Origin of the sequence: Gulosibacter sediminis (genome assembly GCF_014904065.1) — a bacterium.
In the GTDB taxonomy this organism is placed as follows: domain Bacteria; phylum Actinomycetota; class Actinomycetes; order Actinomycetales; family Microbacteriaceae; genus Gulosibacter; species Gulosibacter sediminis.
Map to the genome: position 1 here is coordinate 131,931 of NZ_JACXJG010000018.1, position 12,543 is coordinate 144,473.

A 12,543-nucleotide genomic window follows, 5' to 3' on the forward strand; every position below is an offset into this window, starting at 1 on the left:
ATGACCCGCACCCTTACGCAGCAGCAGCTCGACACCCTCGGGCAGCTCGTCATCGAACTGCCCTCGTGGGCGTTCGGCAACTCGGGCACGCGCTTCAAGGTGTTTGGCACACCCGGCACCCCGCGCGACCCGTTCGAGAAGATCGCCGACGCCGCGCAGGTGAGCAAGTACACCGGTCTCGGTCAGGTTGTGGCGATCCACTACCCGTGGGACGAGGTTGACGACTACGGCACCCTCGTCGAGCACGCGCAGCGGCACGGCGTCGAGCTCGGCACCGTTAACTCGAACACGTTCCAGGACGACGACTTCAAGTTCGGCAGCCTCACGCATGAGGACCCGAAGCTGCGCCAGAAGGCGATCGACCACCACTTCGAGTGCATCGACATCATGAACGTCACGGGCTCGCGCGACCTCAAGATCTGGCTCGCCGACGGCTCGAACTACCCCGGCCAGGCCGACATGCGCGGCCGCCAGGACCGCCTGCAGGACTCGCTGCAGCAGATCTACGCCCGCCTGGGCGACGCGCAGCGCCTCGTGCTCGAGTACAAGTTCTTCGAGCCGGCGTTCTATCACACCGATGTGCCCGACTGGGGCACGAGCTACGCCCAGGTCTCAGCGCTCGGCGACAAGGCCGTGGTCTGCCTCGACACCGGCCACCACGCGCCCGGCACGAACATCGAGTTCATCGTGATGCAGCTGCTGCGCCTCGGCAAGCTCGGCTCGTTCGACTTCAACTCACGCTTCTACGCCGACGACGACCTCATCGTCGGCGCGGCCGACCCGTACCAGCTGTTCCGCATCCTTGCCGAGGTGATCCGCGGCGGCGGCTGGAACAACCCGAACCTCGCCTTCATGCTCGACCAGTGCCACAACGTCGAAGACAAGATCCCCGGGCAGATCCGCTCGGTACTCAACGTGCAGGAGATGGCGGCCCGCGCGCTGTTGCTCGACCGGGATGCGCTCGGCGAGGCCCAGCGCTCGGGCGACGTGCTCGAGGCGAACGAAATCTTCATGGACGCCTACCAAATCGATGTCCGCGAGCAGCTCGCCGCCTGGCGCGAGTCGCGCGGCTTCGCCGCCAATCCGATGCGCGCCTACGCCGCGTCGGGCTACCAGCAGCTGATCGCCCAGGAACGCGTCGGGGGCCAGCAGGCCTCCTGGGGCGCGTAGAAAGCAGACGACACTCGCATGACCACCACGAATCCGGCCGTCGCCGATCTTCTCTCCCGCAGCAACCGGCTCGGCGCCGATGCGCGCAACACGAACTACGCCGGCGGCAACACCTCAGCCAAGGGCAGCGACACCGACCCGGTGACGGGGGATGCGGTTGAGCTGCTCTGGGTGAAGGGCTCGGGCGGCGACCTCGGCACCCTCACCGAGTCCGGCCTCGCCGTGCTTCGCCTCGACCGGGTGCGCGCCCTGCGCGACGTCTACCCCGGCGTCGAGCGCGAGGACGAGATGGTCGCCGCGTTCGACTTCTGCCTGCACGGCAAGGGCGGCGCCGCGCCGTCGATCGACACCGCGATGCACGCGCTCGTCGACGCCGCGCACGTCGACCACCTCCACCCCGACTCCGGCATCGCCATCGCGACCGCCGCCGACGGCGAGGCACTTACCGCGAAGATCTTCGGCGAGCGCGTCGTCTGGGTGCCCTGGCGCCGCCCCGGCTTCCAGCTCGGCCTCGACATCGCTGCCATCAAGGAGGCGAACCCCGAGGCGATCGGCTGCATCCTCGGCGGCCACGGCATCACCGCGTGGGGCGACACCTCGGCCGAGGCCGAGGAGCACTCGCTCTGGATCATCCGCACCGCCGAGGAGTACATCGCCGCGAACGGCGCGGCCGAGCCCTTCGGCCCCGTCGTGCCCGGCTTCGAGCCGCTGCCCGAGGCCGAGCGCCATGCGCGGGCCGCCGCGCTCGCGGGCGTGGTTCGCGGCATCGCCTCGGCCGACAAACCCATGGTCGGCCACTACACCGACTCCGAGGAGGTCCTCGACTTCCTCCAGCGCGAGAAGCTCGCGCCCCTCGCCGAGCTCGGCACGAGCTGCCCGGACCACTTCCTGCGCACCAAGGTGAAGCCGCTCGTGCTCGACCTGCCGGCCACCGCATCCGTCGAGGAACAGACCGCGCGCCTGCGCGAGCTGCACGAGGCCTACCGCACCGACTACGCCGCGTACTACGAGCGCTACGCCGACGAGGCGTCGCCCGCGATGCGCGGGGCCGACCCGCTCATCGTGCTCGTGCCGGGCGTCGGCATGTTCTCGTACGGCGCCGACAAGCAGACGGCGCGCGTCGCGGGCGAGTTCTACGTCAACGCCATCAATGTGATGCGCGGCGCCGAGGCGCTGTCGATGTACCAGCCGATCGACGAGTCCGAGAAGTTCCGCATCGAGTACTGGGCGCTCGAGGAGGCGAAGCTGCAGCGCCGGCCGAAGCCGCGCTCGCACCAGGGCCGCATCGCCATCGTCACCGGCGCCGCCTCGGGCATTGGCAAGGCCGTCGCGACCCGACTCGCCCGCGAGGGCGCCTGTGTCGTCATCGCCGACCTCGACCTCGAGAAGGCGCAGGCCACGGCCGCCGAGCTCGGCTCAAGCGACGTCGCGATCGGCGTGGCCGCCGACGTCTCGAGTGAGGCCGCCGTGCAGGCCGCGGTCGACGAAGCGGTGCTTGCGTTCGGCGGCCTCGACCTCGTCGTGAACAACGCTGGCCTTTCACTTTCGAAGCCGCTGCTCGAGACCACCGAACGCGACTGGGACCTCCAGCACAACGTCATGGCGAAGGGCTCGTTCCTCGTTGCGAAGGCGGCGGCGCGGGTGCTGATCGATCAGCAGCTCGGCGGCGACATCGTCTACATCGCCTCGAAGAACTCGGTGTTCGCGGGCCCGAACAACATCGCCTACTCGGCGACGAAGGCCGACCAGGCGCACCAGGTGCGACTGCTCGCGGTCGAGTTGGGCGAGCACGGTGTGCGCGTCAATGGCATCAATCCCGACGGTGTCGTGCGAGGCTCGGGCATCTTCGCCGGTGGCTGGGGCGCGCAGCGCGCCGCGACCTACGGCGTGAAGGAGGAAGACCTCGGCCAGTTCTACGCGAACCGCACGATCCTCAAGCGCGAGGTCGTGCCCGAGAACATCGCCGACGCCGTCTGCGTGCTCACGGGCCCGGAGCTCTCGCGCACCACTGGCGTGCACCTGCCCGTCGACTCCGGCGTCGCCGCCGCGTTCCTGCGATAGGCGCGGCGATGAGCGCACACGTCGCTGCGGTTGACCTCGGCGCCACAAGCGGCCGGGTCATCGTCGGCGAAGTCGGGCCGGGCGAGCTCCGGATGCACACGGTCGCCCGGTTCCCGAACACCCCCGTCGAGCTGCCCGATGGGCTGCACTGGAACATCGTCGAGCTCTACCGCAGCATCCTCGACGGCCTGCGCGACGCGGGCCGCGAGACGCAGCGGCGCTCGGGCGCCCAGCTGCAGTCGATCGGCATCGACTCGTGGGCCGTTGACTACGCGCTGCTACGCCGCGGCAGCATGCTCGGCGTGCCCTTCCACTACCGGGATGCGCGGGGCGCGCGGGCGGCCGAGCTCANCGCACAAGCGCATCCCCTTCGCCGAGCTGTACGCCCGCAACGGCCTGCAGTACCTGCCCTTCAACACGGTGTACCAGTACGTCGCGGAGGTGCTCGACGAGACGCGGATCGCGCAGGCCGACCGGGCACTGCTCATCCCCGACCTGCTCGGATACTGGCTCACGGGCGCCGAGGTGGCCGAGCGCACGAACGCCTCGACGACCGGGCTGCTCTCGCTCGCGGGGGAGTGGGACTTCGACCTCGCGCAGCAGCTCGGGATTCCCACCGAGATTCTGCCGCCGCTCGTCGACCCCGGCACCGAAATCGGCACACTGCGCGAGAGCGTCGGCGAGGCCACCGGTCTCGACACGCGCGTGCCGGTGCTCGCGGTCGGTTCACACGACACCGCCTCGGCGGTCGTCGGTATTCCAATGACCGACCCCGACGTCGCGTTCATCAGCTGCGGTACCTGGGGTCTCGTCGGCGTCGAGCTCGAGGCGCCTGTCGTCACCGAGGCATCCCGCGCTGCGAATTTCACGAACGAGCGCGGCGTCGACGGCCGCACCCGCTTCCTCCACAACGTCATGGGGCTCTGGGTGCTCTCCGAGACGATCCGCGGCTGGGAGCGCGCCGACGGCGAGTCGATCGACCTCGGCGAGCTGCTCGCCGCGGCGGCCGACGTCACGGCACCGCAGCCCGTGTTCGACGTGAACGACCCCGTGTTCGCGCCCCCGGGCGAGATGCACGCGCGCATCACCGAGTGGCTCGCGGGCCGCGGCCTCGCGGTGCCGAGCGGGCGCGCAGAGCTGGTGCGGAGCATCCTCGAGTCGCTCGCCGCGGCGTTCGCGGATGCCGTACACCGCGCTGCCGAACTGTCGGGCAAGCGGGTGGGCGCGATCCACCTCGTTGGGGGTGGCTCGCTCAACACCCTGCTCTGCCAACTCACGGCCGACCGTGCTGTACTTACGGTTGTCGCCGGGCCGGTCGAGGCGACCGCGCTCGGCAACCTCGTTGTGCAGGCGCGGGCCCTTGGCGCCGTGCGTGGCGACCTGGAAGCCCTGCGAGCGCTGATTGCGCAGACCGTTGACCTGCGCCGCTTCACTCCGCGGGTGTCGAGCAACGGGAACTACTGAACAAGAGGACGAAGATATGGTGCAGCGTCAGGTTCCAAAGCCGTCGGAGATTTTCGAGTATCTGCATTTGCAGAAGCCTGATTTCAACCTCAAGCGCCGTCGACTGTCGCAAGCGTTGACGATCGCCGACCTGCGCAAGATCGCGAAGCGCCGCACGCCCGCCGCCGCGTTCGACTACACCGATGGTGCGGCCGACGACGAGATCTCGATGCGTCGCGCACGCCAGGCGTTCCGTGACGTCGAGTTCCACCCCGACATCCTCCGCCCGGCACCCGAGGTTGACCCCTCGGTCGATATTCTCGGCGGGCGCAGCGCTCTGCCGTTCGGCATTGCGCCCACCGGCTTCACGCGCCTCATGCAGACCGAGGGCGAGACCGCCGGCGCCGGCGCTGCCGCGGCCGCGGGCATCCCCTTCTCGCTCTCGACGCTCGGCACGACGTCGATCGAGGACGTCAAGGCGGCGAACCCGACCGGTCGCAACTGGTTCCAGCTCTACGTCATGCGCCAACGCGAGATCTCGTACGGCCTCGTCGAGCGCGCCGCGAAGGCCGGCTTCGACACACTCATGTTCACGGTTGACACCCCGATCGCGGGCAACCGCATGCGCGACTCGCGCAACGGCTTCTCGATTCCGCCGCAGCTGTCGGTGAAGACGATCGTTGACGCGATTCCGCGCCCGTGGTGGTGGTGGGACTTCCTCACCACGCCGAAGCTCGAGTTCGCCTCGCTCTCGACGACCGGCGGCACCGTCGGCGAGCTGCTCAACTATGCGATGGACCCGACGATCTCGGACGACGACCTCACGATCATCCGCGAGATGTGGCCGGGCAAGCTCGTCGTGAAGGGCGTGCAGAACGTGCCCGACGCGGTGCGGCTCATCGATAAGGGTGTCGACGGCATCATCCTGTCGAACCACGGCGGCCGTCAGCTCGACCGCGCGCCAATTCCGTTCCGCCTGCTGCCCGAGGTCGTTCGAGAGGTCGGTGCCGACGCCACCGTCATGATCGACACGGGAATCATGCACGGCGCCGACATTGTCGCCTCGATGGCGCTCGGCGCGAAGTTCACGCTCGTCGGCCGTGCATACCTCTACGGCCTCATGGCTGGTGGCCGCGAGGGCGTCGACCGTATGATCGAGATCCTCGGCTCGCAGGTGAAGCGCACCATGGCGCTGCTTGGCGTCGCGAGCGTCGAGGAACTCGAGCCGCGCCATGTGACGCAGCTCGAGCGCCTCACCCCGGTGCGTTCGGCCGGGGCCGATTCGTTCGTTCGCTAGTCGAGCGGCGCGCTCTCGCGCAGCAGTTTGATGAAGGCGCCGAACCAGGGGCCGTTGTCGTTCCATGCGCGCGAGGTGACGAGGTTGCCGTCGACAACCGCCTCGCCGCCCTGGTAGGTCGCGCCGCCCGACTCGATGTCGGGCGCGACCTCGGGGAAGCCCGACGAGGTGCGGCCTGAGAGCACACCCGACTTCGCGAGGATCAGCGGGCCGTGGCAGGTCGAGGCGACCGGCGCATCCGCCCCGAAGAAGTGCTGCACGATGCGCTGCACGTCGGCGTTGTTGCGCAGGTACTCGGGCGCGCGGCCACCGGGGATCACGAGCGCAACGTAGTCGTCGGGGTTGACGTCAGCGACCGCGATGTCGGCGTCCCAGCCGTGCCCCGGCTTTTCGGTGAAGCTGAAATATCCGGGCTCGAAGTCGTGCACCACGAACTGGAGGCGCTTCTTCTCGAGCGACGCGATGACGGGTTCGTAGCCCTCCTCGCGCAGTCGCTCGTAGGGGTAGAACACTTCGAGGGTCTCGGAAAAATCGCCGGCGATGATCAGGACTTTCGACATGGTTGCTCCTTTGCGCGGGCCGGTGATTCCGGCCACGACAGCAGTGTGCGGCGGCAAGCTTCAGGATGCGTGAAAGCGCCGCCGCACGCTGGCGCTAGGCCGTCTTGTACCAGCTCGAGGCGAGGGTGTAACGGATGTTCTCGACGTCGACCGCGTCGTAGGGCAGGTACTCGATGACGCGGTTCTTCAGCGCGAGCTCGCGGCGTGCGATGCGCCAGCCGGCCTCGGTGCGCACGAGGTCGTCGACGTAAATGCCACCGGCGCGGATGTGCTTGAACGACTCGGAATCGTCGGTCGTCTGCAGCGTCACCCAGAGCACCTCGGTGACGGTGTGCGCGGTGTCGCCGTCGATCTCGAAGCGGGTGTTGCCGTTGACGTGCTGCCCCGAGAGGCGGGTTGAGTCGTTCTGCCCGCTCAGCGCATCTTGCAGCGACTGCGGCGTGTAGTGGGTGTCGCGGTCGATGAGCACGATGTCGGCGTCGGGCGTGAACGCGTCGGCGAGGATGCCCCACTCGCGCTGGTCGAGCGCGTGCGAGTAGGCGTTGATCGCGTCGAGAATCTCGGCGCGGTCGAGGAGGTCCTGGGCCGTGAGCGTCATGAGAGTCCTGTCTGCCTAGCCCCACTTGGTGGTGGAGCCGGCGTCGATCGTGAGGTTCGCGCCCGTGATGTAGCGAGCTTCGTCGGAGGCGAGGAAGAGCACGGCGTTCGCGACGTCGACGGGGTCGATCCACGGCACGTCGAGCAGCTTGCCACGCTTGAACGGCTCGATGACGTCTTCGGGCGTCGGGTCGACGAGGTCGGGCCGGTAGCGGCGCAGGTTGCCCTCGTTGAGCACGAGGTCGGTGCCGACGGCGGTCGGATGCGTCGTGTTGACGCGGCCGCCGAACGCGCCGAGCTCGTGTGCCCAGACCTTCGCGAGGCCGACGAGCGCGGTTTTTGCCGCGGTGTAGGCGCTCGTGCTCGGGCCGCCGCGAATGCCCGCGGTCGACGACGCGAGAATCACGCTCGAGCCGTTCGGGTTCTGCTTCAGGGCGGGGAAGACCGCCTTGGCGGTGCGCCAGACACCCGAGAGGTCGATGTCGATGACGGTGTTCCAGGTGGCCTCGTCGAGCTCCTCGGCCGGGGCCTCGGGCAACAGCACGCCCGCGTTCGCGAACAGCACGTCGATGCGGCCGAAGCGCTCGAGCGTGGCCGCAACCGCCGCATCCAGGCTCGCCTGGTCGCGCACGTCGACCTGCAGCGGCAGCAGCGAGTCGTTCGCGTCGGGCGGCGTGAGGTCGGCGGCCGCGACGACTGCGCCCTCGTCGATGAAGCGGTGCGCGGTGGCGAGGCCGATGCCCGCGCCCGCGCCGGTGATGAAGGCGACCTTGCCCGCGAGGCGGCCGGGTCGCGCGCTGTCGGTGGTGCTCATGCCTCAAGTTCACGCCGGCACGGCGACTCGCTCAACTTGCGAGTCGCCGTGTGACGCGGGCTAGGCGGATGGGCGGGCCGCGACGAGCACGCCGGCGCCCGAGGGGTTCCCGAGCGCGACCCGGTGAGGCGGTGTCGCGCGACTAGTGCGTGTGGCCCGCGTCGCCCGCGAGCTTGAACGCGAGACGGCCGTGCGCGTAACCGCCACCGGCGCGGATCGCGGTCGCGACCCACGCGGCTTCGGCAAGTTCGGCCTCACTCGCGCCGGCCTTGACGGCGTTCTGCGAGTGCGCGTCGATGCAGTAGACACACTGCGTCGTGATGCCCACGGCGAGCGCGATGAGCTCGCGGTACTTCAGCGGGATCTCGCGGCCTTCCTTGGCGAAGACGGCGGCGTCGAACTCGCCAAACTTCTTCAAGATGTCGGGCGTGTGCTCTTTGTACACCTTGGTGTAGTCACGGTCATTGCGGTCAAAGTACTCGGTCATGTTGTACCTCCTATCGGCAACGTAACGAGCGCGACTGGGCGAAACTTCCCCGCGCGTAGCCCGGCGTCACAAATCCATAGACGCGATGCGCCGTGCCACAGAGTGCTATCTTGTGAAGATATGTGAAATTGTGGTGCATTTTGGTGCGCCCAGTGTCGATCAATGAGGAGGACACGTGGCTCTACAGATCGGAGTCATCGCCGACGACTTCACCGGGGCGACCGACATTGCCGGCTTCCTGGTTGAGGGCGGTTTGCGCACCGCGCAGCTCAGCGGGGTGCCCACCGGCCCGTTGCCCGACGTCGACGCCATCGTGATCAGCCTGAAGAGCCGATCGATCCCCGCAGGCGACGCGGTTGTGCAATCGCTCGCGGCGCGCGAGGCGCTGCNCGCCGGTGCCGAGCGCATCATCTTCAAGTACTGCTCAACCTTCGACAGCACGCCCGAGGGCAACATCGGCCCGGTGACCGACGCCCTCATGCAGGCGACGGGCGCCGACATCACGGTAGTCAGCCCGGCGTTGCCCGTGAACGGCCGCACCGTCTACAACGGCTACCTCTTCGTCAACGGCGTGCCGCTCGACGAGTCGGGCATGCGCAACCACCCGGTGACGCCGATGACCGACGCGAGCCTCGTACGCCTCATGGAGGCGCAGTCGGAGGGCAAGGCTGCGGTCATTCCAGTCACGGTGATCGAGCTCGGCGCCGAGGCGATTCGCNGAGGCCCTGGCGCAGCTGCGCGAGCAGGGCATCCGCTATGCCGTGACCGACACGCTCACCGCCGAGCACCTCACCGCGATCGGCGAGGCGACGACCGAGCTGCCACTCGTGACCGGCGGCTCGGGCATCGGCGGCGGCCTCGCCCGCGCGCTGAGCGGCCGGGATGCCGCGAGCGCGAGCGAGAGCGCGGCGAGCGACTGGACACCCATCGAGGGCCGCGCGGTCGTGTTCTCGGGCTCGGCGAGCGAGATGACGAACAAGCAGGTCGCCGCCTACCGCGAGGTCGCACCGTCGCTCGCGGTCGACGTCGACCGCCTGCTCACCGAGGCCGCTGCCGAGCAGACGGCCTACCGCGACGAGGTGCTCGCCTGGGTGCTCGAGCAGCCGGCCGCCCCCGCGCCCCTCGTCTACGCAACCGCTGACCCCGAAGCCGTGCGCGGGCTGCAGCAGCGCTACGGAGCCGAAACGACCTCGGCCACCATCGAGGGCCTGTTCGCCTGGCTCGCCGCCGAGCTGCGCGGCGCCGGGGTGACGCGCTTCATCGTCGCAGGCGGCGAAACCTCGGGCATCGTCACCACCGCGCTCGGCGTCGAGGGCTTCCACATCGGCCCCCAGATCGCGCCGGGCGTGCCGTGGGTGCGCTCGCTCGACGGCACCCTCGAGCTCGCGCTGAAGAGCGGCAACTTCGGTGACGTCGACTTCTTCTCGCGAGCCCAGGGCCTCACCGACCAGACGACAAGGGAGTCACGCTAATGCCGAAGTTCGCCGCCAACCTCTCGATGATGTTCACCGAGCTCGACTTCCTTGATCGATTTGCGGCCGCGGCCGACGCAGGGTTCAAGGCCGTCGAGTTCCTCTTCCCGTACGAGTGGCCGGCCGAGGAACTTCGCGCCCGCCTCGACGAGCACGGGCTCACCATGGCGCTGTTCAACGTCTACCCCGGCGACTGGGCCGCGGGGGAGAAGGGCCTCGCGGCCCTGCCCGGGCGCGAGGACGAGTTCCGCGCATCCATTTTCCAGGCCCTTGAGTACGCTGAGGCGCTCGACTGCCCGAAACTGCACCTGATGTCGGGGTTTGCGGGCGACATTCACGACGCCGAGCTGCGTGCCCACTACGTCGAGAACGCGCGCTGGGCCGCCGAACAGGCGGCGGATGCGGGGCGACTGCTCGTGCTCGAGCCGCTCAACGAGTACGACAACCCCGGCTACTACCTGCCGACGGTTGCGCACGCGGTCGACCTCATCGAAGAGATTGACCGCGACAACGTGCGGCTGCAGTTCGACTTCTATCACGCACAGCTCACCGACGGTGACATCACCCACCTCGTCGAGCGGGTCGCGGGCCTGATCGGGCACGTGCAGCTCGCCTCGGTGCCCGCGCGCAACGAGCCCGATCGCGGCGAACTGTTCTACCCGTTCGTGCTCGAGGCGCTCGACCGCACGGGCTACGACGGCTGGGTCGGCTGCGAGTACCGCCCGGCGGCGGGCACGACCGAGGGGCTCGGCTGGCTCGACGCCTACGAGAACTGGCAGGGCGAGCGATGATTCCCGTCGAACGGCAGCGCACGATCATGCGGCTGCTCACCGAGCGCGGCAGCCTCACGATCGCCGAACTCGTCGAGGCGCTCGACGTCTCGCACATGACGGTGCGCCGCGACATCGCCGCGCTTGAGTCGGCCGGGCGCGTGAGCTCGGTGGCGCGCGGTGTCACGCTGCCGTCGCGCCTGTCGCTCGACCTCGCGCACGCCGACAAGGCCGCCCTGCGGCCGGATGAGAAGGCCGAGATCGGCGCGCTCGCCGCGACCCTCGTGGGGCCGGGCGACGTCATCTTCCTCGACGCGGGCACGACGACCCTCGAGATCGCGAAGGCGCTCGTCGCGAAGGAGGGCCTCGTCGTGGTCACGAACGACCTCGTCATCGCGCAGTGGCTCGCCGAGCGCTCGACGAACGAGCTGCACCTCACCGCGGGCATCATCGACCGGGCCAATCTCTCGGCCGAGGGCCGGGCGACCGCCGACGCGATCCGCGAGTTCAACTTCGACGTCGCATTCATCTCGACGCCGGCGTTCGACCTGCGCGGCAGCTCGGTGCACACCGAGGCGAAGAACATCGTGAAGAACACGGCGGCCGACAACGCCCGTCGCGTCTTCCTCGTCACCGACAGCACGAAGTACGGCCGCGTCATGCCGCTCAAGTCGATCGCGCTCGAGCGCTTTGACGGGCTCGTGACCGACGCCGAACTGCCCGAGTCGGCCCACGACGCGCTCGTCGAGGCCGGCCTCGAAGTGCTCCAAACCCCATCCACCGTTCGCTAGCGCATCCCGCGCGCCGGCGTAACCCTTATCAACCCGCTGAAAGGCCAGCACTCCATGAAAATCATCGTTACCGGTGGCGCCGGATTCCTCGGCAGCCGCGTGATCCGCGAACTGCTTCGCCGAGCCGACGAGGGCTCGCTGCAGGTCGACTTCGATCGCATCGTGTCGCTCGACCTCGCGGCGTCGAAGATCGAAGACCCCCGGGTCGAATCGGTGGTCGGCGACATCGGCGACGTCGAGCTGCTGCGCGAGACGGTCGGCACCGACACCGCCGGCGTGTTCCACCTCGCCGCGATCCTCTCGGGCGGCTCGGAGGTCGACTTCGACCTCGCGATGCCCGTCAACGTCGAGGCGACGCGCGCCCTGCTCGAGGCCGCGCGCGCCGGCGGCACCAGCCCCCGCTTCGTCTTCACCTCGTCGCTCGCCGTGTTCGGCGGCGAGATGCCCGCCGTCGTGCCCGAGACGCTCGCGAGCATGCCCGAGTCGACCTACGGCTCGTTCAAGGCAGTCGGCGAGTTGCTCGTGAACGAGTACTCGCGCAAGGGCTACGTCGACGGCCGTGTATTCCGCCTGCCCACGATCTCGGTGCGCCCCGGCAAACCGAACTCCGCCGCATCCTCGTTCGCGAGCGGCATCCTGCGCGAGCCGCTCAACGGCGAGGCCTCGGCGCTGCCGGTGCCGCAGGACACCCGCATGTGGCTCTCGTCGCCCGACTCGGCCGTAACGAACCTCGTGCACGGCTTCGACCTCGCCGGCGNGCAGCTCGGCTCGTGGCGCACCGTGAACGTGCCCGGCATCAGCGTCACGGTTGCCGAGATGCTGGATGCGCTGCGCACCGTCGGGGGCGAGGAGGCTCGCGCGCTCGTCACCGAGGAGCACGACGCCGCGGTCATGGACATCGTGTGCTCGTGGCCCGGTGACTTCGACGTCGCCCGCCCGCTCGCGCTCGGCTTCATCAAGGACGAGCAGTTCACCGATGTCGTGCGGCAGTACCGCGACGAGTTCGTCACCGGCAACTAGGCAGCAACGGAGCTACCCCAAATGAACATTGCACTCATTGACGGCTCTTCGCAGTTGAGGG

The 12,543-nt window shown here is 68.9% G+C and carries 12 protein-coding genes and 1 pseudogene; 9 read left to right on the forward strand and 4 right to left on the reverse strand.

The window, feature by feature from the left end; translation table 11 throughout:
- The 4 genes from rhaI (at position 1) to ID132_RS10160 (ending at position 5,971) form a co-directional block, all read left to right on the forward strand.
- Positions 1 to 1,170, forward strand: a complete 1,170-nt coding sequence (rhaI, locus tag ID132_RS10145; protein ID WP_125106628.1) for an L-rhamnose isomerase — start codon at positions 1 to 3, stop codon at positions 1,168 to 1,170.
- Between the two features lie 18 nt (positions 1,171 to 1,188).
- Positions 1,189 to 3,231: a bifunctional aldolase/short-chain dehydrogenase gene (locus tag ID132_RS10150; RefSeq protein ID WP_193128529.1), complete on the forward strand. Its 2,043-nt coding sequence runs from the start codon at positions 1,189 to 1,191 to the stop codon at positions 3,229 to 3,231.
- Between the two features lie 321 nt (positions 3,232 to 3,552).
- Positions 3,553 to 4,695, forward strand: coding sequence for a rhamnulokinase (locus tag ID132_RS10155; RefSeq protein ID WP_328744183.1), 1,143 nt, complete (start codon positions 3,553 to 3,555; stop codon positions 4,693 to 4,695).
- Positions 4,696 to 4,711: 16 nt separating this feature from the next.
- Positions 4,712 to 5,971 (forward strand): alpha-hydroxy acid oxidase, encoded by a 1,260-nt coding sequence (locus ID132_RS10160; protein WP_125106631.1) that lies wholly within the window; start codon positions 4,712 to 4,714, stop codon positions 5,969 to 5,971.
- Here the strand turns inward: ID132_RS10160 and ID132_RS10165 are convergent.
- The 4 genes from ID132_RS10165 to ID132_RS10180 all read right to left on the reverse strand — a co-directional run bounded on the left by ID132_RS10165 (position 5,968) and on the right by ID132_RS10180 (position 8,429).
- The gene (locus ID132_RS10165) at positions 5,968 to 6,531 is read right to left on the reverse strand and encodes a DJ-1/PfpI family protein (RefSeq protein ID WP_125106632.1); all 564 of its coding nucleotides are present in this window, start codon (positions 6,529 to 6,531) and stop codon (positions 5,968 to 5,970) included. The genes ID132_RS10160 and ID132_RS10165 overlap by 4 nt on opposite strands.
- 94 nt (positions 6,532 to 6,625) lie before the next feature.
- Entirely contained in the window at positions 6,626 to 7,129 is a 504-nt protein-coding gene (locus tag ID132_RS10170) for a nuclear transport factor 2 family protein (protein ID WP_193128530.1), read from the reverse strand.
- Positions 7,130 to 7,144: 15 nt separating this feature from the next.
- Positions 7,145 to 7,942: an SDR family oxidoreductase gene (locus tag ID132_RS10175; protein WP_193128531.1), complete on the reverse strand. Its 798-nt coding sequence runs from the start codon at positions 7,940 to 7,942 to the stop codon at positions 7,145 to 7,147.
- Positions 7,943 to 8,084: 142 nt separating this feature from the next.
- Positions 8,085 to 8,429 carry a carboxymuconolactone decarboxylase family protein gene (locus ID132_RS10180; protein WP_125106639.1) on the reverse strand — a complete coding sequence of 115 codons (345 nt, stop codon included), beginning with the start codon at positions 8,427 to 8,429 and terminating at the stop codon, positions 8,085 to 8,087.
- A 175-nt stretch (positions 8,430 to 8,604) separates the two neighbouring features.
- On the opposite strand from ID132_RS10180, the pseudogene ID132_RS14925 reads away from it, so the two are divergent.
- The 5 genes and pseudogenes from ID132_RS14925 to denD form a co-directional block, all read left to right on the forward strand.
- Positions 8,605 to 9,072 (forward strand): annotated as a pseudogene (locus ID132_RS14925) (four-carbon acid sugar kinase family protein); the annotation flags it as partial.
- 118 nt (positions 9,073 to 9,190) lie between these two features.
- Positions 9,191 to 9,901 carry a four-carbon acid sugar kinase family protein gene (locus tag ID132_RS14930; protein ID WP_328744188.1) on the forward strand — a complete coding sequence of 237 codons (711 nt, stop codon included), beginning with the start codon at positions 9,191 to 9,193 and terminating at the stop codon, positions 9,899 to 9,901.
- Complete coding sequence (gene otnI / locus ID132_RS10190; RefSeq protein WP_193128532.1) at positions 9,901 to 10,692, forward strand: 2-oxo-tetronate isomerase; 792 nt, start codon at positions 9,901 to 9,903, stop codon at positions 10,690 to 10,692. Before ID132_RS14930 ends, otnI begins: the two co-directional genes overlap by 1 nt.
- Entirely contained in the window at positions 10,689 to 11,462 is a 774-nt protein-coding gene (locus tag ID132_RS10195; RefSeq protein WP_125106641.1) for a DeoR/GlpR family DNA-binding transcription regulator, read from the forward strand. The genes otnI and ID132_RS10195 overlap by 4 nt, the downstream gene beginning before the upstream one ends.
- Positions 11,463 to 11,516: 54 nt before the next feature.
- On the forward strand, positions 11,517 to 12,482 hold the full coding sequence (denD, locus tag ID132_RS10200; RefSeq protein WP_193128533.1) for a D-erythronate dehydrogenase: 966 nt from the start codon (positions 11,517 to 11,519) through the stop codon (positions 12,480 to 12,482).
- Positions 12,483 to 12,543 lie beyond the last annotated feature (61 nt).